Consider the following 22,685-nt stretch of genomic DNA (forward strand, 5'->3'; position numbering starts at 1 on the left):
GAGCGATGATTGAATCTGATCGACTGATTTCGGCGCAGGCCGGGCAATACGAGGAAGTTCAGGATCGGGCGATCCGGCCCACGCTGTTATCCGAGTATGTCGGCCAGCCGGCGGTGCGCGAGCAGATGGACATTTTCATCTCTGCCGCCCGGGGTCGGGACGAGGCGCTGGATCACGTACTGATTTTTGGGCCGCCGGGGCTGGGTAAAACCACACTGGCCAACATCATCGCCAATGAAATGGGCGTGGCCATCAAGACCACGTCGGGGCCGGTGTTGGAGAAGGCGGGCGATTTGGCCGCCATGCTGACGAATCTCGAAGAGGGCGACGTTCTTTTCATCGACGAGATCCACCGGCTCAGTGCAGCGGTTGAAGAAGTGCTCTATCCAGCCATGGAAGATTACCAGCTGGATATCATGATCGGGGAAGGGCCGGCAGCCCGGTCCATCAAGCTCGACCTGCCGCCGTTCACCCTGGTGGGCGCCACCACTCGGGCGGGGCTGTTGACATCGCCACTGCGGGACCGGTTCGGCATCGTTCAGCGCCTTGAGTTTTATAACACCGCGGACCTGACCAATATCATCCTCCGGTCGGCGCGCCTGTCGTCGGTGGACATAGATGAGGGCGGCGCCTTTGAAATTGCACGGCGCTCCCGCGGTACGCCCCGGATCGCCAATCGCCTGCTGCGTCGGGTGCGCGATTTTGCCGAGGTGAAGGCCGACGGACGCATCAGTGACACCGTAGCCGATCAGGCCCTGAACATGCTGAAAGTGGATGACCAGGGTTTTGATCACATGGATCGCCGACTGTTATTGGCGATGATTGAGAAATTTGATGGCGGACCCGTCGGCGTTGAGAGTCTGGCGGCAGCCATCAGCGAGGAGCGCGGGACGATCGAGGATGTGCTCGAGCCCTTCCTGATACAGCAGGGCTTCATGATCCGCACGCCCCGGGGGCGCATGGTGACATCGAGTGCCTACCAGCATTTTGGTGCCGTGCCGGCCCAGTCAGGTAAGGAGGATCTCTTTGACTGAACGCCGAGGGGAGGAGTTCCGGCTGCCGGTGCGGGTATATATTGAGGATACCGACGCCGGAGGCATCGTTTTCCATGCCAAGTATCTACACTACATGGAACGCGCCCGCACCGAGTGGGTCCGTACCTGTGGCGTAGGCCTGCGGGCCGGATTGGCAGACAACGTCAATTATGTGGTGCAGCGACTGTCGATCCACTACGCGGTGCCGGCCCGGCTGGACGACCAGTTGCTTGTAACCGCCGAGCCGATCGGGTTTGGCAGGGTGTGGATGGATTTTCGCCAGCGGGTAATGCGGGCAGGAGCACAGGCCGGGGAAGAAGCCCTGCTGGCCTCGGCCGATGTTCGGGTAGCCTGCATCGCACTGGATAGCGGACGGCCGAAGCGGCTGCCGGATAACATGCGTGAACTGCTGGAAGGGGTTCACGAAAACCAACTGAAAACCGGAACAAGCCAGGAGTAAAAGGTGGAGTCAGAAGTTTCTGTTTGGTATCTCATCGCCAACGCCGGGGTGCTGGTTCAGCTGGTCATGCTGTTACTGGTTCTGGCTTCCGTGGTTTCCTGGGCGCTGATCTTTCAGCGTTTTCAGGTTTTCCGCAAAGCCCGCCAGGCGCAGCTCGCGTTCGAAGAGCGGTTCTGGTCGGGTATGGATCTGGGCCAGCTTTATCGGGAGGTGAACAGCGATCCGACACCCTTCTCGGGCATGGAGTCGCTGTTCCGGGCGGGTTTCAAAGAGTTCTCCCGACTGCGCCAGCAGAGCCGTGATGCCGACGCGGTGATGGAGGGTACCCAACGGGCCATGCGGGTGGCGTTCTCCCGCGAACAGGAGCGGCTCGAAGCGTCTTTGCCGTTCCTGGCCACGGTAGGCTCCACCAGCCCATACATCGGCCTTTTCGGCACCGTCTGGGGCATCATGAATTCGTTCCGCGGGCTGGCGCAGGTTCAACAGGCCACCCTGGCCACAGTTGCGCCGGGCATTTCAGAGGCACTGATCGCCACCGCGATGGGCCTGTTCGCGGCGATACCGGCGGTCATTGCCTACAACCGTTTCTCGGCCATGTCGGACGCGCTCCTGAAGAATTACGAAACGTTTGCCGACGAGTTTTCCAGCATTCTCCATCGCCGCGTTCACAACAGTGAACAGTCAACCGCAGCGTGAAATTCATCAGCCAGAATAAAGCGGGCAGGAGTGTAAAGGCATGAAAGGCATGGGGATGATGCCGGCGAACCGCCGGAAGCCAATGTCAGAGATCAATGTGGTGCCCTACATCGATGTGATGCTGGTGTTGCTGGTGATCTTTATGGTGACCGCGCCGATGCTCACTCAGGGAGTAAAAGTGGATCTGCCGGAGACAACCTCCGACCCTATACAGTCTGACAAGGATGTGGAGTCGATTATCGTGTCGGTGGATTCCAACGGGGCGTACTTTCTGGAGATCGGCGACGAAGACAGTGATCCCATGTCCCTTGGCGAGGTGCGGGCCCAGGTCGCAAAAATTCTGTCCGAACGCAGCAGCCGCGAAATACTGGTCCGCGGAGATGAACACGTAGAGTACGGCACGGTGGTGCGGCTGATGGCAGAGCTTCAGGGTGCCGGCGCCTCCAGCGTGGGGTTGATTACCGAAGCGCCATCCACCGAAAACTGAGCATAAAGCGGGCAGGTTTTTGTGACAGGTCAGGATCGTGATGTAACCAGTACCGGGCAGCAACCCTGGAAATCCCCCGTTGCCATGTCACTGCTACTGCACGGGCTTATCGTGGTGGTGGCGCTGACAGGCTGGTCCTGGATCACCCCGAAAGATGATCCGGCGCCCCGCAGCATTGCGGCTCGTCTGATTACCCAGCAGGAGCCGGAGCCCAGCCGGGTGGTTGAGGAGGTGGATGAGCCGGACCGGGACGAAGAGCGCCGTCGGGAGCAGGAAGAGCAGCAGCGTCGCGAAGAGGCCGAGCGCAAGGCGGCGGAAGAACAGCGGGCCAGAGAAGAAGCGCAACGGCTGGAGCAGGAACGGGAGCGTGAGCGCCAGGAAGCGGCAGCGGCCCGGAAGCGAGAAGAGCAGCGGGCGCGAGAGCAAGAGGCTGCGCGCCAGAAGGCGGAAGCCGAGGCAAAAGAGCGAGAGCGCCAGCGAGCGGAGGAAGAAAAGCGCCGCCAGGAAGAGGCCCGGCGCAAAGCCGAAGAGGAGCGCCGCAAGCAGGAAGAAGAGCGTCGCCAGCGGGAAGAAGCCGAAAAGCGCAAGCGTGAGGAACAGGCCCGGCGCGAAGCGGAAGAGAAGCGCAAGGCGGCCGAGCGCCGCCTGAGGGAGCAGCAACTCGAGGCGCTCGCGGAAGAAGCTGACCGCCAGCGCGAGGCTGAAGCCCGGCAACAGCGAGAAGCGGCCGCCGCGAAAGCCCGGGAAGCGCAAATGATGTCGGAGAGCCAGAAATATCAGGCGTTGATCCGTGAGCGCCTCAGTCAGGCCTGGTATCCGCCGTCGTCGGCAACCGAGGAAATGACCGCACGGCTCCAGATTACGCTGTTGCCCACGGGCGAATTGCAGTCGGTTAAACTGGTTAGTAGCAGTGGCAATACGGCGTTCGACAACTCGGCGCTGGGAGCGGTGAAATCATTGAGCCGTTACCCGATCCCCGATGATCGTGCGACGTTCGAGCGTTATTTCCGGCAATTCACGATTGAATTCAATCCACGGCGGTTGCAATAAGGATCAATGGGAAAACTGATGACGAATCGCACCAGAACACCCCGCACCCTAAGTGCCTTTTACCTGGTCTGCTCGCTGCTCGTTTGGGCTCTTGTCGGCAGCACGACAGCACACGCCGAGCTCACCATCCGCATTACCGAAGGCGCCGACGCGGCGATACCGGTGGCGGTGGTGCCTTTCGCGGAGAGCGGCAGTATTCCGACCGGTGACAAGATCAGCAGCATCGTGCAGGACGACCTGACCATGACGGGTGAATTCCGCACGCTTGCGCCGGAGAAAATGCTGAGCCTGCCGTCCAAACGTTCCGAAGTGTATTTCCGGGACTGGCGCCTGCTGGGGCAGCGCTATGTGCTGGTCGGCGAGCTGACGCGCAGTGGTGACCGGGTTCAGGCCCGCTACGAGCTGTTTGACGTGAATCGCGAAGAGCGCATTCTTGGCGAGTCTGCCAGTGCCGGGATCAACAGTATGCGGACGTTGGCTCACCACATCAGTGACAAGGTTTACGAGGCGATCACCGGTGTGCCGGGCGCCTTCTCCACCCGGCTTGCTTACGTTACCCTGCAGCGGTCGGGGAGCGAGGCCCTCTATCGTCTGCAGGTCAGCGATGTCGATGGCAAGCGAGCCAGTATCCGGCTGGAGAGCGATGAGCCGATTCTTTCTCCGGCCTGGTCGCCGGACGGCAAGAAGCTTGCTTATGTGTCGTTTGAAACCGGCAGACCGGCGGTATACATCCACGAACTCAGCTCCGGGAATCGCACCCGTATCGCGGAATTCCGCGGCCTGAATTCGGCGCCGGCCTGGTCCGATGACGGCCGCTCACTCCTGCTGACCCTGTCCAAGGACGGCAACGCCGAAATCTACCGCATGGATATCGCCAGCAAGGATCTCAAGCGCCTGACCAATCACTGGTCTATTGATACAGAGGCGAGCTGGGATCATACCGGCAACGGGTTCTTCTTTACGTCGGACCGCTCCGGAGGCCCGCAGATTTATCATAAGAGCAGCGAAGGCGCTGAACCCCGGCGCATCACCTTCGGCAGCCGCTATAACGCGCGCCCGCGTCCCGATCCTGAAGGAAAGTTCGTCTATTACGTCCATCAGCGCAACGGCGCATTCCACATAGCGCGGACCAACCTGAGCAATGGGGAGGAAACCGTTCTGACCCGTACCGAATCCGACGAGTCTCCGAGCGTCGCACCCAATGGGCGCATGCTGATCTATGCCACCAAACAAAGTGGCCGCAGTGTGTTAACCGTGATCTCGGCGGACGGCGGCGCAGCATACAGCCTGCCAGCCTCCGAGGGCGACGTCCGGGAACCGGCGTGGTCGCCGATTCTTCGTTAATCCGGAACCATTGACGATGGTTCTCCGTTCAATTCATCTCATCACTAAGCAGTAAACCAAAAGGAAGGAAGTGTTATGAATATTTCAGCTCATCAGAAAGCGTTTGCAATGGTTCTCTCCCTTGGCTTGGTTGCGGGCTGTAGCTCCACCGGCGATACCATGGGCGAGGATGAGTACGGTTCTGACGTGCAAGCCGTTGACCAGGACGGCGGCAGCACTGTGTACGGTGGCAGTGAGGACGGCGGTGTATCTTCTACAGGCCTGACCGATGAGGAGATGCGTGAGCGTGAAGAGCGCGCTGAACAGGAAGCCATGCGCAACATCACCACCTTCTACTTTGATTTCGACACCGCAGAAATCAAGCCGGAAGCACGGGAAGTGCTGGTTGCCCACGCGCGCTATCTCGAAAGCAACCCGAATCAGCAGGTTCGCCTGGAAGGTCACGGCGATGAGCGTGGCACCAAGGAATACAACCTGGCCCTTGGTGAGCGTCGTGCCAATGCCGTTGAGCGTTTCCTGATCGTTAATGGTGCTTCCCGTGGACAGCTGGAAACCGTAAGCTACGGTGAAGAAAAGCCGGCAGTGATGGGCTCCAATGAGAGCGCATGGGCCCAGAATCGCCGTGTTGAGCTCGTTTTCGAATAACAGCTAACCACAGGATTTACCCATGAGACAGTCCCTCATGGCGACAGTTGCACTCTCGCTGGCGTTTGCGCCAGCGGGAGGCGCACTGGCGCAATCTTCCACTCCGGTGTTTCAGGATAACGCCTCCGAAGCACGCCGGAATGCTGGAAGCAGTCAGGCCAACGCCGAGCTGTTTTACATGATTCAGCAACTTCAGGGTGAGGTGCGGCGACTCCAGGGTGAAGTGGAGGAGCAGCGTAATCTGATTGACCGCCTGACCCGGCAGTCCAGGGATCGATACATCGATCTTGACCAGCGGATACTTGATCTCTCCGAGAAGGTGTCATCCGGTGCAGGAAGTGCGAATGCGGCGGCAGGCCCGACCTCCACCTCAGCTGCGCAGCCGGAGCCCACGGTTGCGAAAGTCTACCGTCAACCGAGTGCAGAAGAGCGGCAGGCCTATGAGCAGATCCAGGATCTGATTCATAAGGACAAGAAATACGACGAAGCCATCAACCGCATTTACGATTTTGTTGACACCTATCCGGAAGGCGACCTGTCGGTCAATGCCTATTACTGGCTGGGTGAGGTGTACCTGGTCAAGCCGCAACTGGAGCAGGCCAAACAGGCCTTTACCATTGTCGCGACCCGGTACGCGGACCACAGGAAAGCTCCGGACGCGGTGTACAAACTGGGTGTGGCGCTTGATCGGCTGGGTGAGAAAAGCGAAGCAAAAGATCGGATGGAATCGGTCGTTCGCAACTATCCGGATTCCAACGCAGCTTCGCTTGCACAGAAGTATCTGAACTCGGTGGGTAGTTAATAACCGGTTCCGAAAGAATGTTGAGAAACCTTGAAAAAAGGGTTGATCAGCGCCCAAAAATCATTACTATATGCGCCTCGTTTGGGTCGTTAGCTCAGTTGGTAGAGCAGTTGGCTTTTAACCAATTGGTCGAAGGTTCGAATCCTTCACGACCCACCAAATTTGAAGCATGGCAGCAGGCTGAGTGGCTGCGGTGCTTGGTCCAGTTTTGGGTCGTTAGCTCAGTTGGTAGAGCAGTTGGCTTTTAACCAATTGGTCGAAGGTTCGAATCCTTCACGACCCACCAATTAGAGAGGAAGCGCCAGGCTTCTGATCCGAAAAAGAGCCTCCGGGCTCTTTTTTTTTGCCCGTCCGCACCCAATGGTATACTGCAAGTGCCATCGCAACACAGAGACGCAGTAATGACACAAGCCCAAGACCGTATTCTGGTTCAGGAGCACCTGGCGCATCAGGCCGAACCGAAACCGCTGAGCGACGACGAGAAAGCCCGGCTCGAGGATCGCATCCGACAGGTATTGCAGGAGCAGGATGCGGTGCTGGTGGCGCACTATTACACCGATCCTGACATCCAGCGACTCGCGGAAGAGACGGGCGGATGTGTCGCGGACTCTCTGGAGATGGCGCGCTTTGGCAATCAGCACCCCGCCTCGACCGTGGTGGTGGCCGGCGTCCGCTTTATGGGCGAGACCGCTAAAATCCTGAATCCCGAGAAGCGGGTTCTGATGCCCACTCTGGAAGCAACCTGCTCACTGGACGTGGGCTGCCCCACGGATGAATTTTCCGACTTCTGTGATCAGCATCCGGACCGCACGGTGGTGGTGTACGCCAATACCTCTGCGGCAGTGAAAGCCAGGGCGGATTGGGTCGTCACCTCCAGCTGTGCCCAGGCCATTGTCGAGTCGCTCGATGCGAAGGGAGAGAAGATTCTGTGGGCGCCGGACAAACATCTGGGTCATTACGTCCGTAAAACCACGGGCGCCGACATGTTGCTGTGGGACGGCTCGTGCATCGTGCATGAAGAGTTCAAGTATCGAGGCCTGGAAGACCTCAAAGCCGTCTATCCGGACGCGGCGATACTGGTGCATCCCGAATCACCCGATGCGGTGGTGGAAATGGCTGACGTGGTCGGTTCCACCTCGCAACTTATCCATGCGGTACAGACCCTGCCCAATCAGCAGTTCATTGTTGCGACCGACAACGGCATTTTCTACAAGATGCAGCAGCTGGCCCCCAACAAGACGCTGATTGAAGCGCCCACCGCCGGCAATGGCGCCACCTGTCGCAGTTGCGCGCACTGTCCGTGGATGGCGATGAATGGTCTCGAGAACCTGCTGCATGTACTTGAAAACGGCGACCAGGAAGTGCTGGTGGACGACGCCTTGCGGGAGCGCGCCCTGAAGCCGCTTGAGCGCATGCTGGATTTTACCGCGGGCATGAACCTCAAGGCGGCCGGGAACGCCTGATAAGGCCCGTCGGCGTTAGCTTCGCTGGGCGTTGAGCCGGTCTGTTATTTCAGCCAGTCGTTCGGTAACAACCTGGCGCATGGGCGCTCCGGCGGGCAGCTTTTCCTGGGCCTGGCGGAGTTGTCGCTGAGCCGCTTCGAGATTGCCCATCAGCGCTTCGTACTCGGCTTTTGCCCGGTGTACCCCGACAATGTTGCGCGCCATGCCTTCGGCTTCGGCCAATCGATTCCATAAGTGTTCCTCGCGCGGTCTCTCGCGAGTCAGCCTCTTCAGGTATTCTGCCGCCGCTTCTCCGTTGCCATCGGCCGTTTCGGTTTCCGCCAGCAGGTAGGTGATCGGGTAGTTGCCCGGGTTGCGGGCCAGTGCTTCCCGGAGCCGGTTTCGTGCCTGATCCGTGTTGCCCTGTTTCAACAGGGCCTCTGCCAGCGTCACCTCGTAGGTGATGCGCCCGGGATTGGTCGCCAGAAGTTCCTCCAGCACGTTTATGGCACTGGCCGGGTCGTCGTTACGCAGGTGGGCGACGGCAAGACCGTAACGGATGGCGTCGGTTTTCTCGGTGTCTGACCGGTTGAGGTAATCCTGGAATGTCTCCACCGCGACCTTGGCCGAGCGGGCATAGTAAACCTGAAGGCGGGAGCGCATCAGATGGTATTCCTGCGTGTCACGGACGTCGCGTTCCGGATACTGTTCGGCGCGGTTGCGGGTGTCGGATACCCGGCTCTGGGTCAGCGGGTGAGTGGACAGGTACTCCGGGGGGCGATTTCCCTGAAGCCGGTTCTGTCTCATCATGGTTTCAAACATTTCCGGCATGCCGCGGGGATCCATACCCGCGTCTGCGAGAATTTCCATGCCGATCCGGTCCGCCTCCTGCTCGTGGGCGCGGCTGTAGGCCAGCATGTTTTGCACCGACAGTGCCTGGGTACCGGCAATCGCGGCGATGCCAATGTCTGACTGGGTAACCGCGGAGAGCACAATGCCGGCAAGCATGCCGGCGATGGTCAGCGGCGCGCTGGTTTCCTGCTGCTCCATGCGCCGGGCAAAATGCCGTTGACTGAGGTGCGCGAGCTCGTGGGCCAGCACCGAGGCAAACTGCTGCTCGCTGCTGGCATTTAGCGCGAGCCCGGCGTTGATGCCCACGATGCTGCCGGGAACCGCGAAGGCGTTTATGTCCGGGCTGTCAATGATGGTCAGGGTCAGGTCACGGTTCTTCAGTGGCGCCGAGGGTACCAGGCGGTAGATCACGTCGTTCAGGTAGTCGTAGACCAGTGGGTCGGTGATCTGAGGCGCAGAGCGGCGGATGGAGATCATGACCTGCCGGCCGATTTCCGCTTCCTGCTGCTCGGATATCAGTCCGCCGCCGGCGCCGCCAATGGAGGGGAGGGTGTTTTCCTGAGTGTGGCCCGTAGACACTGGAAGCATTGCAAGCAACAGCATAACGCTGCGTATCAGCCACTTCCGGCCCGGCATTGTGTCAGGAAAATACATGCGCATCAGTGTTTGTTACCTATGGCCAGTTCGCTTGATAAGACCGTATTTTGCCACTAAAAGTTCTTGTACTCTTCATTAAAAACGATTGAGGTGCAATCGCCGTAAGGTGTCGTCATAATGCCGCCTCATCAATACTCGTTATGCAGGTTCCGTTACCCCATGGCTCAGAGAACTCTGGATGCATCCGGGTTACGCTGCCCGATGCCGCTGTTAAAAACCAAACTTGAACTCAACAGTATGGCTCCGGGTGACGAGCTTGAAGTGATCGCCACCGATGCCGGCTCAGCCCGGGATATTCCGGCCTTCCTCAGGCTTTCCAGGCACGAACTGGTCAGTTCGGCTGAAACCGATGGCCGCTTTCGGTTTGTGATAAAGTGCGGCGGTTAACGTTCAGGCACTTACGGTTCCACACCGTGTTTCTCCGGAGATGTACATGGTCAGAATTTTACGCGGTCTTGCCCACAAATACTTTTCAGATGAAGAAGCCGTCATTCTCTTCCTGCTTCTTGTCACGGGCACGGTCTTTATTATCCTGTTCGGCGCCATGCTGGCGCCGGCCATCGCATCCGTCATCATTGCGTTCATTCTCCAGGGCCTGGTTACCCAGCTGACCCGCAAGGGCGTGCCGGAAATAATCTCAATCCTCGGGGTCTTCATTATCTTCCTCGGGATTCTGGTGGCCTTTATCTTTGGCCTGTTGCCCCTGATCTGGACCCAGGTCTCCGCTCTGGCGGGTGAGGCACCGCGCATCATCCGCGAAATGCAGTCCTACATGGAGCTGCTGCCGGAACAGTACCCAACGCTGATCTCCATGGAAGCAGTCAATACCATGTATCGGCAGATCAGTACCGAAGCGGGGCACCTGACCCAGTGGCTGGTGTCGTTCTCATTGTCCAGTATTCCGGATCTTGTGGCGCTGCTGATCTACATGGTGCTGGTGCCGATCCTGGTGTTCTTCTTTCTCAAGGACCGTAACCTGCTGCTGACGTCCATTTCCCGGCTGTTACCGCCGCAGCGGCCGATGATGCTGAGAATCTGGCACGAAGTGAACCTTCAGTGCGCCAATTACGTCCGCGGCAAGGCGGTGGAAATCCTGATTGTCGGCGGGGTGACCTACCTGACTTTCAAGCTGCTGGGTATGCCGTACGCGGCGTTGCTGGCGCTAATGGTGGGTTTGAGTGTGGTAATCCCTTACATCGGCGCAGCGGTGGTGACCATTCCGGTGGCGATGATCGCTTTGTTTGCGTTCGGGTGGGGCTCGCACTTTATCTGGGTGATGGTGGCCTACGGCATCATCCAGGCGCTGGATGGCAATGTGCTGGTGCCTGTGCTGTTCTCGGAGGTTAACAACCTGCACCCGGTGGCTATCATTATTGCGGTGCTGTTTTTTGGTGGTATCTGGGGGTTGTGGGGCGTGTTTTTCGCCATCCCCCTGGCGACCATGCTCAAGGCAGTGTTCTCGGCATGGCCGGTCAAGGACAGTCTGCAACTGGATAGTGGTGAGGAATTCTAGAGGTTTCTCGCCGCTTCAAGCACCTCGTCGGCGTGGCCTTTGACCTTGACGCCGCGCCACTGGCGCCTGAGGATGCCGTCCCGGTCGATCAGGAACGTGCTGCGATCGATGCCCAGGTATTCCTTGCCATAAAGCTTTTTGAGCTTGATCACCTCGAAAAGGTTGCACAGGGCTTCGTCTTTGTCTGAAATCAGGTGAAAAGGAAAGCCGTGTTTGGCGCGGAAATTTTCATGGGCTTTCAGGCCGTCGCGGGAAGCTCCCAGAATAACGGTGTCGCAGGCTTCAAACTCGGCCATGCGGTCACGGAAATCCTGGCCTTCGGTGGTGCATCCGGGGGTGTTGTCCTTGGGGTAGAAATAGAGAACGACGTTCCTGCCCCGGAAGTCGGACAGGCGGATGGTCTGATCCCCGGTGGCGGCGACTTCAAAATCCGTAACGGGCTGGTTTACTTCAATGGCGGGCATGACATCTCCTTTAATTCCCTTGTGTCAGTTCGCACCCAACATTACCATATCGGTTTTATTCGGACGGAGCTTTTATGATTACGGGTAGCCTTGTCGCACTGGTCACGCCCATGCATCCAAACGGTGATATCCACTGGGAGGATCTCGACAAACTGGTGGACTTCCACATTGAAAACGGCACCGATGGAATTGTTGCCGTAGGTACCACCGGTGAGTCCGCGACACTGGATCCCAAAGAGCATTGTCGCGTTATCGGTCACATCATAAAGCGGGTTGACGGTCGTATTCCGGTGATCGCCGGTACCGGCGGTAACAGTACTCGCGAGGCGATCGAGCTGACCACTGAAGCTCACAAGCTCGGCGCAGATGCCTGTTTGCTGGTCGTGCCTTACTACAATAAGCCGACCCAGGAAGGCCTGTATCAGCATTTCAAGGCGATTGCCGAAGCCGTCCCCGGCATGAGCCAGATGCTCTACAACGTGCCCGGTCGCACGGCGTGCGACATGCTGAACGAAACGGTTGAGCGCCTGGCGGATATTCCCAATATCATCGGTATCAAGGACGCCACCGGCAACATCCCCCGCGGCGCGGAGCTGATTGAAGCGGTCAAGGGGCGCCTGGCCGTGTACTCCGGTGACGACGCGACGGCGGCCGAGTTGATGCTGGCCGGGGCCAAGGGGAACGTATCGGTCACTGCCAACGTTGCCCCCCGTGACATGGCCCTGTTGTGCAAGGCCGCCATTGACGGCGACCGCGAGGAAACCGCGCGGCTGAATGAGCTGCTGATGCCTTTGAATCGCAAGCTGTTCCTGGAAGCGAACCCGATCCCCGTCAAGTGGGCGTTGCAGCGCATGGGGATGATCGGCGAAGGTATCCGTCTGCCGCTCACGCCGTTGAGCGAGAAGTTCCACAACGAAGTTGAAGATGCCCTCAAGGCCTCAGGTGTACTCTGAGTTTGTCGTACCACCAAAACCCTGGAGTAGCCTGATGGCCTTCCTGTTCAGGATACAAAGAAAACGCACGGCCGGCGCCGCCGCCAAGTTCACCGGGCTGGCTATGGCACTCGCAGTCAGCGGTTGCAGCCTTCTCGAGGACCGTTCCGAACGCTACGTAAACGCCCGTGAAGGGGAGCCGCTCCAGCTTCCTGAAACGGCGGACGAATCCCGCTTCGGGCAGGTAATGCCGGTCCGTGACGTGACTACGGCTGATTCCGGTCGTATGTACCGTTCCACAATACCCCAGCCGCCCGATATGACCTCGGAAATTCTCGAGGAGAACTATGTGGTCGAGGAACTTGACGGTCAGATGTGGCTGCTGATCAACGATGTGCCCGGGCGGGTCTGGCCGGCGGTGTCGTCCTATATGAATAACCGCGGCCTGGGTGTGGCCCATGACAGCCCGCAGCTCGGGCTGTTGCAGAGTGAACTGGTCAACTTCAGCAAGCAGGCGCGGACACTGCTGGAACTGGAAAGTGATCCAGGTTCCGATGAGCAGCTTCTGGTTGTACAGGCCCGGGTTGCTCCCGGCGTCCGGCGCAAGACCACCGAGGTCCAGCTGCGGGTGCACGATGTGGCCAGCAACCCGGATCAGCTCCTTGCCTGGCAGAGTGGGGCGGAGCCGTCCCGGACGGACCTCGCCACCAGTGAACGTCTGCTGACAGACATGGGGGACTTCCTGCGCGGACGGGAGGAAAGCAAATCCTATTCCCGTGCGGCTCTGGGCATGGTCAGCGAGCCGCTTGTGCGTCTTAACTCCGAGAACGAGCAACCGGTTGCCATCGAAATGGATCTCGATTACGGGCGGGGTTGGTCTGAGGTCAGCCGGGCGCTGGACGAAGCCGGGATCCCCGTAGTGGATCTGAACCGCAGCGAAGGCTGGTTCAACGTGGACTTTCGCACCGAATCCGAGCGTGACGCAGGCTGGTTCGACTGGTTTGGTGACGACGAGGCGCCCCGCCACACCTTCGATCTGCAGCTGGAAGAGGCGGACGGCGTAGTGATCGTCACCGCGTCCCGCACTGCCGACTACGACGGTGACAACCGTTCCTCCGAGCTGCTTTCGGAACTGTTTGAATACCTTTATTAATAACCTGGTGCCGGGCGAGGCCCCGGCATTTCCGGAGATCTGACATGGAAAAACGCGACGAACTGTACGCGGGCAAAGCGAAATCTGTTTACCGTACGGATGATCCCGAACGGTTTGTACTTGTGTTCCGTGATGACACCTCGGCGTTTGATGGCGAGAAGAAAGAACAGTTGAACCGTAAAGGCATGGTCAACAACCGATTCAACGCCTTCATCATGGAAAGGCTGGAAGCGGCGGGTGTGCCCACACACTTTGAGGGCCTGCTGTCACCGACCGAATCGCTGGTGAAAAAGCTCGACATGATTCCGGTGGAATGTGTGGTTCGCAATGTATCTGCCGGCAGCCTGTGCCGCCGTCTGGGTGTGGAAGAAGGGCAGAATCTGACGCCTCCCACCTATGAGCTGTTTCTCAAGGACGATGCCCTCCACGATCCGATGGTGAATGAATCCCTTGCCGTCAGCTTTGGCTGGGCGAAGGAAGAGGAGCTCGCCAGGATGAAAGCGCTCACCTATCAGGTGAACGACGTGCTCAAGGCGTTGTTTGACGACGCCGGTATGTTGCTGGTGGACTACAAGCTGGAGTTTGGTCGCGCTAACGGCGACATTGTGCTGGGTGACGAATTCAGCCCCGATGGGTGCCGGATCTGGGACAAGGAAACCCGCAAGAAAATGGACAAGGACCGTTTCCGCCAGGGTCTGGGCGAGGTGATCGAAACCTATGAAGAGGTAGGGCGTCGTCTGGGTATCCAGTTCGACTGAGCGAAAAAACCATACAAAAACGATTGGGTGTTTAATGCGTAAACTGATGATTGCAGTGGGTGGTGCAGCGGTCCTGGCAGCGCCAATGGTCCACGCTGACGTAATTGGCCTGGGTGCCAACGTGAGCTACTGGGATTCCGATCTGTCCGGCGATGTTCGTAACGACGGCGACGTGGTTGACGTCGAGGACGATCTGGATCTGAGCAGTGATTCCAACGCCAATCTGAACGCCTACATTGAGCACCCAATTCCGTTACTGCCGAATGTGCGCCTGAACTACACGAAGATTGAACAGAGCGGACGGGGCGAGCTGACCGCAGATTTTGACAATATTCCCGTGGCGGTTGGCGGCACAGAGGTTCAGTCCGACCTCGATCTGACCCAGCTGGACCTGACCCTGTATTATGAGGTGCTGGATAACTGGGCGAACCTGGATCTGGGTTTGACCGCGCGGGATCTGGATGGCGAACTGACGGTGCAGGAAGTGGCTGGTGCCGCAGTCAGCGAAACCAAGGTGGATGCCGTTATTCCCATGGGTTACCTCGCGGCCCGGTTTGATCTGCCGTTCACCGGCGTATCGGTCGGCGGTGAAGCCAACGTCATCAGTTTTGACGGCGACTCAGTCTACGACTACAACGCCTACGGCCAGTTTGAGGTGTCGCTGCTGCAGCTGCGGGCAGGGTACCGCCAGATCGCGATCGATTATGAAGACGGCGATGATGAGCTGGATATCGATTTGGGCGGGCCGTTCGTGAGCGCTGGCCTGCGATTCTGACAAGGAGAGATAACTTGAAGATCCTGGTTACCGGTACTGCCGGTTTTATTGGCTCTCACCTCGCGCACCGCCTGCTGGATCGCGGTGACGAGGTGATCGGCGTGGACAACGTCAACGATTATTACGACGTTAGCCTGAAGGAAGCACGCCTGGCGCGCCTGACCGGTAAGCAGGGTTTCACCGAAGTCCGCAAGGATGTGGCTGACCGGGAAGCCATGGAAGCTCTCTTCCGCGAACACCAGCCGGAGCGCGTGGTTCACCTTGCGGCACAGGCCGGTGTGCGCTATTCGCTGGAGAATCCCCACGCGTACGTGGACGCCAACCTTGTCGGGTTCATGAACATACTGGAAGGCTGTCGCCACAACGGCGTCAAGCACCTCGTTTACGCCTCCAGCAGTTCGGTCTACGGGGCCAACGAAGCCATGCCGTTCTCCGTGCATGACAACGTGGATCACCCTCTGAGTCTCTATGCGGCGTCGAAAAAAGCCAATGAGCTGATGGCGCATACCTACAGCCATCTGTACAACCTGCCCACCACCGGTTTGCGCTTCTTCACGGTCTATGGCCCGTGGGGACGTCCGGATATGGCGCTGTTTATCTTTACCAGGAAGATTCTGGCCGGCGAGCCGATTGACGTGTTCAATCATGGCCACCACAAGCGCGATTTCACTTACATTGATGACATCGTCGAGGGTGTGATCCGCACCCTCGACAATGTGGCGCAACCCAATGATGCCTGGAGCGGCGCGCAGCCGGACCCTGGCACCAGCAAGGGCCCGTACCGCATCTACAACATCGGCAGCAACAATCCGGTGGAGCTGTCGCGTTTCATCGAGATTATTGAGGAGCGGGTCGGCAAAAAGGCCGAGAAGAACCTGCTGCCGCTGCAACCCGGGGATGTGCCGGCCACCTACGCCAACGTGGATGACCTGATCAACGACGTGGGCTACAAACCGGATACGCCGGTGGAAGAGGGCATCGCCAACTTCGTTGACTGGTACCGGGATTTCTACAAGGTATAGCGGTATCCGTTACCACCAAAAGGCCGGCACATGCCGGCCTTTTGTTTTTTCAGGCGCCCGGCCGTACATCGTCAAGCGACGGTGGCAGCTGCAGCAGGCGTTTCTTCCGGCTTAGCGGGCAGGTGAACTCCAGTTCCGCCGCGATCAGTTGCAGGGGCTTTGCGTCTGCCTTGCCATAAAGCCGGTCCCCGATAATCGGATGGCCAAGCCCCGCGAGATGCCGTCTTATCTGGTGTTTACGCCCGGTTTCTATGGTCACTTCCACCACCGTGGTATCTGCCTCGGCGAGATGAACCAGCGTAGTAACGTGGCTGATGGCCTCCTTCTCCTCGACGGGCGTGGTAATCGACAGCGCCTGCGCCTCAAGATGACCTGTGACCCGCGCGTGGTAAACCTTGCGCAGGGCGCGCCCTGAAAACAGCTCCGACAGGGCGGCCGCCGCTTTGCTGTCGTGGGCGATCAGCATCAGCCCGGCGGCATCTGCATCCAGCCGGTGAATCAGGAAGCAGGGCTTACTCAGACGAACCTCGGCTTCGCGCAGCAGGCTGCAGTGGTCGCCCCACTGCGAACCCTGGGCCAGCAGTCCGTGGGGTTTGAACCACACGCTGTACCGGCCGAAGTCGGTCAGCAGTTCCGCCGGCTCGGCCTTGCGGGCCAGGACAATGTCATCGTAGAACAGCTGCAACCGGGTGCCGGCCTTCACCTCCCGCTTGGCCTTGCGCAGCCGTACCTGCTTGCCCTTGTGGGTCCAGCGGCAGGCGCCTTTGGCCATGGCGTCCTTGATGCGCTGCTTGGATAACCCGGTGGCCTCGCTGAGGGCATCCACGGCAATCTGGGGGGATTTCAGGGTTATGTCTACAATGGTGCGCATAAGGCGTCGGGTTCCGGATGGAGAAATGGCTAATCGGATGCGGGGATTATACTCGTACTTATTCCCGGGTACGCCCATACGGGCCGGATTTCCGGTTTAATTTGCTGTCAGGTGCGAGTAAAGGGAGTTGGTTATGAAAAAATGGGCTTTGGTGGCCGTGCTCGGTTTTCTTGCTGGATGCACCAGCTTGCCCGATGGCATCGATCCGGTGAGCGGCTTCGAAGCCGACCGCTATCTTGGTACCTGGTACGAAATTGCCAGGCTGGATCACTCTTTCGAGCGTGGCCTGAGCAATGTGAGCGCTGAGTATCGTCGCAACGACGACGGCAGCCTCGCAGTCATCAATCGTGGCTACAATGCCGAATCGGGGGAATGGGAGCAGGCAGACGGTCGTGCGGTATTCGTGGAAGACGAAAGCACCGGGCATCTGAAAGTGTCGTTCTTCGGCCCCTTCTACGCCTCCTATGTGGTCTTCGAGCTGGATGACGAAGACTATTCCTACGCCTATGTGACCGGGTACGACCGCGATTATCTTTGGTTCCTGTCGAGAACGCCGGAGGTAAGTGATGAGGCATTACAGGCGTTCAGGGCGCGGGCCAGAGCAGAAGGTTTTGATCTGGACGAGCTGATCGTGGTTGATCAGCAGAGGAAAGAGTAGGGCATAAAAAAAGCCAGTGCTTACCTTCCGGTAAGTGACTGACTTTTCTGGCAGAGTTGGTAGGACCACCCAGATTCGAACTGGGGACCTCTACCATGTCAAGGTAGCGCTCTAACCAACTGAGCTATGGTCCTGTCTCTGCAACGGGGTGGAAATATACTGATTCCGACGGAGCGGGTCAACCATTTTTATGCCCGGCTTTGGCCCCGCAGCCAGCCTCTTAATGCCTTGCTCAAAACGCCCCAGCGATTGACCAGCAACGCGGCAAAGATCAGTGCGCAGCCTGCCAGTTGGGACAGCACCATGGTTTCTGCAAACCAGCCGGCAGCAAACAGCGCGACCCAAACCGGCTCCAGAACCAGAATCACCACGCCGTGACTGTTGGCGGAGAGGCTCTGGGCGTAGGTCTGTAACAGAAAACGGCCGGCGGTGCCGATGACGGCGCTGGCCACCACCCACCACACCAGCACCAGGGAAACGTTGCCTCTGAGCGAGCCCCAGGATTCCAGCGCCAGGGATTCGATCAGGGTCACGGTGCCCACGGTGAGCAGAGCAATAGCGGTCAACGGAAGCGCGGGTACGCGGTGTTTCTGAATGTTTTCGCCGCGACGGTTGATGACCGTGCGCTGATTGGCCGCGCGAGTATTCAGGGTGAAGTACAGGGCAAAGATGAACGCCGCGCTGACGAAGAACAACTGGCCGAGTTCCGGGCGGAAACCGTTCTTCAGAGACAGCAAGGCAAGGCCGGCCACGGCGATGGGAATGGCAATCCAGGTACTGGCGGGCTGGGGCTCCTTGAAGACCACGCGGGCTATAATGGGCACGATCACCACACCGAGACTTGTCAGAAAGGCCCCTTCGCCCACGTGGCTGGCATGGAACAGGCCCATGATCCAGCAACTCATCGCAATGCCGAAAACCAGGCCGACACCAACGCTACGCCGCAGCTGGTCGGCGCTAAGGCGGCGTAATGAACGGTGGGCGACTACCGCAAGCAGGCTTCCGGCCAGCAGGAAGCGCACCGCCATGAACAGCAGTGGTGGCATCAGCAAGACCGCCTCTTTTGAAAACATCCAGCTGATTGCCGCGAGCAGTGTCACCATCACCAGAAACAGATCGGATTTGTGCGCGTCGGTCATGGTCAGTCCGCTTGAGGAGTGAACGGGTCAGGGTAAGCGGCTAATGTATAGTTTGCGAACTAAAAAGGAAAGTTGGGGGAATTACGAAGGCAGGGGGTGGCTCGTCCCTGAGCCTTGATGCGCCCTGATGTCAGGGCGTTCCGTGCTGTCAGTTATTGAGGGTGTTATAGACCAAAGTCGACATGTCGGTCTGTGCCGATCCCGGTACCTCGACGTACTGATCGCCTGCGCCCCACCATTGCCACCAGGCGCGCTGGTTATAGGTGCGGCTGGCGAAGTCCACCCGCAGGCCATTCAGTGTGGTGTTGTTGACTACGGGGACCGACGTGTTGCCGGTTTCCGATCCCAGTACCCCACTGTGGGAGACGCCTTCGTTCATTAACACCGGGTAGTGGTTGTAGTACAGACCAGACGGACCATTCTGGTTCGACACCTTGCCCGCGAGGCTGATACTGCCGGAGCAGGAATCGATGCCTTTGCTGGAGGTGGCGCCGCAGGCTGAGTGGGTGGGAACCACGCCATCGTCGGTGCCGGAAATAAACGGTTTGGTGATACCGCCATAGGAGGAGCCACCGGCAACAAACCGCAACCGCGGAATGCTGTTGGGGCTGACGGCCAGGTTGCGCGCGGCGTTGGTTTGCAGATCGTTAACCACGCCCAGTCTGCCCGGCTCCGGGGTGATGCCGGTAAAGGCTTTGACCGCCCGCTTCAGGGGCCAGTTATACCAGCTGTCGTTATAGGCGATGCTCATGGCCAGATCGGCCAGTTCGGTACCGCCGCCCGCTCCGGAATAATCCAGCGAGGCCAGGATCTTCAGCGGTTGCAGGCCGTCTGCCTGCAGCCAACGCGCCTGGTTCGCCAGCAGGTAGCGGGTGACGAGGTCCCCGGTGGAATGGGACACCACGATGCAGTAATCGTTGCACAGCCCCTGTTGGCTGATCTGCCTGAGCTGCTGGTAAGCCTGCTGCGCGATGTTGCCTTCGACCCGGCCGTCGCTGCCCCAGTCAATGCGGGCGTCCGAGCGGGACAGCCAGAAAGTTCGCCAGTAGTCCTCACCGGCAGCTTTGACCGCCTGCAGATTGGCGGGTGGATTGGCTAGGTCTTCCTGCTGGAAACCGTGAACCAGAATGACGTTGTGTCCCGCCAGTTGGGCCTGGGCGGTTCCAGCACAGACAACACTGCCAAGAGTGGCCGCCAGCGCAGCCAGTCGGACTTTCCCTTTCGTTAATGTTTTCATGATTGCTCCGTCTTTGTTCGATTGTTGTTATGACAAGACGTTTTCCGGTTCAGGCACCGGAACTGCACGGCGTCGCGCCGCTATCAGAACTTCTCGGCCAGCTGTCGCAGCAGCGCGGCCCGCTGTTCCGATTCGGGATTCCCTGCTGGCGTGTCGGTCAGGCTATCGAGCGCCGGCGGGGTAAAGGTATAGCCCTCCTCAGGGCCAAAGGCATAGTCGGTTCGGTCACCGGGTCGTGCCGGCAACCGCTGAATCTGAAGATGTTTCAGCTGCAGAGCGCCGGTGATGTCGCGGTTTGCCAGAACCGTGCCGTGGGCTCTGAGTTCGATGGCACTTCCGCTCCCGGCGAGACGTTTTTCGGCCTGCAGGTGTGCAATGGGATTGCCGTTATGCATCAGTTGCGCTGACAGGGCGTAGTAACCGGACTCCCGGGGTTCGAAGCTGACGGGAATCACCAGGTCATTGCCACGGATGCTGGCCTCGCCCACACCCTCGAAATCCCCCAGATCCGGTTCGATGGTCAGGGTGGACGCATGGCGCACGGGGCGGCCATCCACGGTGGCTTCAACGATCAACCGGTATTCCCCGGGCTCGCCGTTGGCCTGCAGTGTGCCCTGGAAATAGCCGTTGTCGTCAGTGGCCTGAAGCGTGGTGGTGGCGGCTTTGGTTCGTGTTGCAGTGGCTTCCAGGTGCGCCTCGAGACGGTTGCCAACGACCTGTGGGCCACTGAGGCTGGCCACCACAAGAATCTCTTCGTGTTGGGTATAGCGGTATTTTTCGAGGGTGACCGTAAACACGCCGTCGCCATTCAACGGCAGCGAGACCGGTTGGTAGCGGTTGCCCCGGTAGGCGAGCGCCTGTTCGCGGGTCAGGGGGACGGAGTATTCGGGATAGCGAATGGTCTGCTCGTAGCTGTCTGCAACACTGGCGAGCATGAAACCCAGCGCATTATCGGCAGGCGCCGTTGGTTTTCGGGCATTCGAAAGCCCGTCGGGGGCGAGGTCCGGCGCGTTCAGGGCTGTTGCCGCTGATCCGCGGTCGCTGGCTTCCGAAAACCAGGTGAACAGGCCGGTATTGTCGACCGCCAGCAACCGGCCCATACCGGCAACACCAGCGATGGTGAGGATTGCGACCAGAAGCGCCCTGAACGGCATTATCTATCCCCCGGCATTTCGATGACGTGTGCGTCAGTTTTTATTGTTCAACAAACATACCGTTGGACTGTCGTGGCAGGCAAAAAAATGGCCTGAAAACGTAACAGAATGTTTCAGGCCTGTGATGAAAGTCTCATAGTCAGAAGAAGCCGGAATCCTTGATCGCTTCGAAACCAAAGCGCAGTTTTACTTCATCACCGACCAGTGCGGGATCAAGGCCATAAGTCATGCCCCATTCACTGCGGCGTATGGTGGTTTCCGCACTGATGCCCAGGGTGAAATCCTTGTGTCCGATCGGGTATTTGTCCGACTTGTTGAGTGTGACATCGACCTCCACCGGTCGGGTTTTACCCAGCAGAGTAAGGTCGCCAGTCACAATCCCGGTGTTGTCGCCCGTCTTCTCGAAGTCGGTAAGCTCGAAGCGCACTTCCGGGTATTGTTCGCTGTCCAGAAAGTCCGGCTTCCGCAGATGTTCGTCACGTTTTTCGTGATTGGTGAACACACTGTCACTGCGGAACACCAGCTGCCCGGAACTGAGTTCGTTGGTGGCTTCGTCGAACTCGAACGATCCTTCTATGTCACGAAACATCCCGATGACGGGGGCGTAGCCGATGTGCATGACTTCGAAAGCCATGGAAAAGTGTTCGTCGTCCACCACGAATTTTTCTGGCTCGGCGTACGCATTGGTAACCGCACCGGCAAGAAACGTGGTGAGCAATGCAGCTTTCAGCGGGGTGGTTTTCATGTCGTGATTCTCCTTTGGTAAAGCCAGTGCATATCCGTAATGAAAGAATAGGTCAGAAGGAGCAGTGCGATGGCCAGTGTCCAGGTGGCAAACGCCGCACTGGTCATCGGTAGCACCGCGATCATCAGTGTGGCGACCTGCCACACGCAGACGGTCTTGCGGCGGAAACTGTCGGGCAACGATCGGTTCAGAAAGGGCAGAACCCGCGCTGCCACCACAAACCCGTAGCGCATGAAACCGAGGGCGAGGACCCACGGGCCGGTTTTACCCAGCGCCAGCACCGCCACACAAAGGCCGAGGATAAACAGTGCGTCGAGTTCCATATCAAAGCGCGCGCCGAAGGCGGTTTGCGATCCGGTCCGACGCGCGATGGTGCCGTCGACCCCGTCAAGAATCAGCGCCAGCAAGCTGAGCGCGCCGTAAAGCCAGAGCCAGTTTCCCAGCCCGCTGACAAAGGGCGCCACGCTGATCAGGCTGATCACCAGCGACCCCCGCAGCAACGTTGCCCGGTTCGCCCAGCCGAAGTCACGGCCTGCCGGCCAGTAACGGATCAACAGGCTCGCCATGATCGCGAACAGGGCAGTGGCTAACACCAGCATGGCCAGGCCGCCCTCCACCAAGAGATCCGCGCCCAACATCAATAACGCCGTCAGCGCCCCGGTCCAGACAAGGTCCGGAACCGGTGCGTAAGGCGCATATTCTGAGCGAATCGGGGAATCCATGCCGCAACCTCGTCGTATTTCCACAGGCCTTTCTCAACTATAGTTGCTGAGATTGTATTTAGTTCCTTACGCT

At 58.9% G+C, this 22,685-nt stretch carries 25 protein-coding genes and 3 tRNA genes; 19 read left to right on the forward strand and 9 right to left on the reverse strand.

What is annotated here, in order from left to right; translation table 11 throughout:
* The first annotated feature begins 5 nt into the window (after positions 1-5).
* From ruvB to nadA, 11 genes are all read left to right on the forward strand, one after another.
* Entirely contained in the window at positions 6-1,034 is a 1,029-nt protein-coding gene (ruvB, locus tag DYI22_RS00075) for a Holliday junction branch migration DNA helicase RuvB (protein ID WP_213475998.1), read from the forward strand.
* Entirely contained in the window at positions 1,027-1,494 is a 468-nt protein-coding gene (locus DYI22_RS00080) for a YbgC/FadM family acyl-CoA thioesterase (protein WP_228300712.1), read from the forward strand. Before ruvB ends, DYI22_RS00080 begins: the two co-directional genes overlap by 8 nt.
* 3 nt (positions 1,495-1,497) lie before the next feature.
* The gene (gene tolQ / locus DYI22_RS00085) at positions 1,498-2,190 is read left to right on the forward strand and encodes a protein TolQ (protein ID WP_213476000.1); all 693 of its coding nucleotides are present in this window, start codon (positions 1,498-1,500) and stop codon (positions 2,188-2,190) included.
* Positions 2,191-2,230: 40 nt separating this feature from the next.
* Positions 2,231-2,677, forward strand: a complete 447-nt coding sequence (gene tolR, locus DYI22_RS00090) for a protein TolR (RefSeq protein ID WP_213476001.1) — start codon at positions 2,231-2,233, stop codon at positions 2,675-2,677.
* An 84-nt stretch (positions 2,678-2,761) separates the two neighbouring features.
* Complete coding sequence (tolA, locus tag DYI22_RS00095) at positions 2,762-3,727, forward strand: cell envelope integrity protein TolA (RefSeq protein ID WP_213476413.1); 966 nt, start codon at positions 2,762-2,764, stop codon at positions 3,725-3,727.
* Between the two features lie 18 nt (positions 3,728-3,745).
* Positions 3,746-5,071, forward strand: a complete 1,326-nt coding sequence (gene tolB, locus DYI22_RS00100) for a Tol-Pal system beta propeller repeat protein TolB (RefSeq protein WP_213476002.1) — start codon at positions 3,746-3,748, stop codon at positions 5,069-5,071.
* 75 nt (positions 5,072-5,146) lie between these two features.
* On the forward strand, positions 5,147-5,716 hold the full coding sequence (gene pal / locus DYI22_RS00105) for a peptidoglycan-associated lipoprotein Pal (protein ID WP_213476003.1): 570 nt from the start codon (positions 5,147-5,149) through the stop codon (positions 5,714-5,716).
* A 22-nt stretch (positions 5,717-5,738) separates the two neighbouring features.
* Positions 5,739-6,518: a tol-pal system protein YbgF gene (gene ybgF / locus DYI22_RS00110; RefSeq protein WP_213476004.1), complete on the forward strand. Its 780-nt coding sequence runs from the start codon at positions 5,739-5,741 to the stop codon at positions 6,516-6,518.
* A gap of 83 nt (positions 6,519-6,601) precedes the next feature.
* Positions 6,602-6,677: transfer RNA gene (locus tag DYI22_RS00115), tRNA-Lys, on the forward strand.
* Positions 6,678-6,728: 51 nt separating this feature from the next.
* Positions 6,729-6,804 (forward strand) — tRNA-Lys (locus DYI22_RS00120).
* 115 nt (positions 6,805-6,919) lie between these two features.
* On the forward strand, positions 6,920-7,981 hold the full coding sequence (gene nadA, locus DYI22_RS00125; RefSeq protein WP_213476005.1) for a quinolinate synthase NadA: 1,062 nt from the start codon (positions 6,920-6,922) through the stop codon (positions 7,979-7,981).
* Between the two features lie 15 nt (positions 7,982-7,996).
* On the opposite strand, the gene DYI22_RS00130 is transcribed toward nadA, so the two are convergent.
* Positions 7,997-9,415 carry a M48 family metalloprotease gene (locus DYI22_RS00130; protein WP_228300713.1) on the reverse strand — a complete coding sequence of 473 codons (1,419 nt, stop codon included), beginning with the start codon at positions 9,413-9,415 and terminating at the stop codon, positions 7,997-7,999.
* Positions 9,416-9,628: 213 nt separating this feature from the next.
* Here DYI22_RS00130 and DYI22_RS00135 point away from each other — a divergent pair, with 213 nt between their 5' ends.
* Both DYI22_RS00135 and DYI22_RS00140 read left to right on the forward strand, forming a co-directional pair.
* Positions 9,629-9,856, forward strand: coding sequence for a sulfurtransferase TusA family protein (locus tag DYI22_RS00135; RefSeq protein WP_213476006.1), 228 nt, complete (start codon positions 9,629-9,631; stop codon positions 9,854-9,856).
* A gap of 46 nt (positions 9,857-9,902) precedes the next feature.
* Entirely contained in the window at positions 9,903-10,982 is a 1,080-nt protein-coding gene (locus tag DYI22_RS00140) for an AI-2E family transporter (protein WP_213476007.1), read from the forward strand.
* Here DYI22_RS00140 and DYI22_RS00145 read toward each other — a convergent pair.
* The gene (locus tag DYI22_RS00145; protein ID WP_213476008.1) at positions 10,979-11,446 is read right to left on the reverse strand and encodes a peroxiredoxin; all 468 of its coding nucleotides are present in this window, start codon (positions 11,444-11,446) and stop codon (positions 10,979-10,981) included. The two genes, DYI22_RS00140 and DYI22_RS00145, sit on opposite strands and share 4 nt — an antisense overlap.
* Positions 11,447-11,520: 74 nt before the next feature.
* On the opposite strand from DYI22_RS00145, the gene dapA reads away from it, so the two are divergent.
* The 5 genes from dapA to DYI22_RS00170 are packed head-to-tail and all read left to right on the forward strand — an operon-like array spanning position 11,521 to position 16,086.
* Positions 11,521-12,399 (forward strand): 4-hydroxy-tetrahydrodipicolinate synthase, encoded by an 879-nt coding sequence (gene dapA, locus DYI22_RS00150; RefSeq protein ID WP_213476009.1) that lies wholly within the window; start codon positions 11,521-11,523, stop codon positions 12,397-12,399.
* A 34-nt stretch (positions 12,400-12,433) separates the two neighbouring features.
* Positions 12,434-13,531, forward strand: a complete 1,098-nt coding sequence (gene bamC, locus DYI22_RS00155) for an outer membrane protein assembly factor BamC (protein WP_213476010.1) — start codon at positions 12,434-12,436, stop codon at positions 13,529-13,531.
* Between the two features lie 44 nt (positions 13,532-13,575).
* Complete coding sequence (purC, locus tag DYI22_RS00160; protein ID WP_213476011.1) at positions 13,576-14,289, forward strand: phosphoribosylaminoimidazolesuccinocarboxamide synthase; 714 nt, start codon at positions 13,576-13,578, stop codon at positions 14,287-14,289.
* A gap of 34 nt (positions 14,290-14,323) precedes the next feature.
* Positions 14,324-15,064 carry a TIGR04219 family outer membrane beta-barrel protein gene (locus tag DYI22_RS00165; RefSeq protein ID WP_213476012.1) on the forward strand — a complete coding sequence of 247 codons (741 nt, stop codon included), beginning with the start codon at positions 14,324-14,326 and terminating at the stop codon, positions 15,062-15,064.
* 14 nt (positions 15,065-15,078) lie between these two features.
* Positions 15,079-16,086 (forward strand): NAD-dependent epimerase, encoded by a 1,008-nt coding sequence (locus DYI22_RS00170; protein WP_213476013.1) that lies wholly within the window; start codon positions 15,079-15,081, stop codon positions 16,084-16,086.
* Positions 16,087-16,135: 49 nt separating this feature from the next.
* Here the strand turns inward: DYI22_RS00170 and DYI22_RS00175 are convergent, their stop codons facing one another.
* Positions 16,136-16,957, reverse strand: a complete 822-nt coding sequence (locus tag DYI22_RS00175) for an RluA family pseudouridine synthase (RefSeq protein WP_213476014.1) — start codon at positions 16,955-16,957, stop codon at positions 16,136-16,138.
* 133 nt (positions 16,958-17,090) lie between these two features.
* Between DYI22_RS00175 and DYI22_RS00180 the strand changes: the two genes are divergently transcribed.
* The gene (locus tag DYI22_RS00180) at positions 17,091-17,615 is read left to right on the forward strand and encodes a lipocalin family protein (protein ID WP_213476015.1); all 525 of its coding nucleotides are present in this window, start codon (positions 17,091-17,093) and stop codon (positions 17,613-17,615) included.
* A gap of 57 nt (positions 17,616-17,672) precedes the next feature.
* Here DYI22_RS00180 and DYI22_RS00185 read toward each other — a convergent pair.
* The 6 genes from DYI22_RS00185 to DYI22_RS00210 form a co-directional block, all read right to left on the reverse strand.
* Positions 17,673-17,749 (reverse strand) — tRNA-Val (locus DYI22_RS00185).
* Positions 17,750-17,803: 54 nt separating this feature from the next.
* Positions 17,804-18,754 carry a DMT family transporter gene (locus tag DYI22_RS00190; RefSeq protein ID WP_213476016.1) on the reverse strand — a complete coding sequence of 317 codons (951 nt, stop codon included), beginning with the start codon at positions 18,752-18,754 and terminating at the stop codon, positions 17,804-17,806.
* Positions 18,755-18,902: 148 nt separating this feature from the next.
* Positions 18,903-19,991 carry a hypothetical protein gene (locus tag DYI22_RS00195; protein ID WP_213476017.1) on the reverse strand — a complete coding sequence of 363 codons (1,089 nt, stop codon included), beginning with the start codon at positions 19,989-19,991 and terminating at the stop codon, positions 18,903-18,905.
* 83 nt (positions 19,992-20,074) lie between these two features.
* Positions 20,075-21,145: a hypothetical protein gene (locus DYI22_RS00200; RefSeq protein ID WP_213476018.1), complete on the reverse strand. Its 1,071-nt coding sequence runs from the start codon at positions 21,143-21,145 to the stop codon at positions 20,075-20,077.
* A 139-nt stretch (positions 21,146-21,284) separates the two neighbouring features.
* Entirely contained in the window at positions 21,285-21,890 is a 606-nt protein-coding gene (locus tag DYI22_RS00205) for a YceI family protein (RefSeq protein ID WP_213476019.1), read from the reverse strand.
* On the reverse strand, positions 21,887-22,612 hold the full coding sequence (locus tag DYI22_RS00210; protein WP_213476020.1) for a CDP-alcohol phosphatidyltransferase family protein: 726 nt from the start codon (positions 22,610-22,612) through the stop codon (positions 21,887-21,889). Before DYI22_RS00210 ends, DYI22_RS00205 begins: the two co-directional genes overlap by 4 nt.
* Positions 22,613-22,685: the final 73 nt, after the last annotated feature.

Source organism: Marinobacter lipolyticus (assembly GCF_018424605.1).
Classification (GTDB): domain Bacteria; phylum Pseudomonadota; class Gammaproteobacteria; order Pseudomonadales; family Oleiphilaceae; genus Marinobacter; species Marinobacter lipolyticus_B.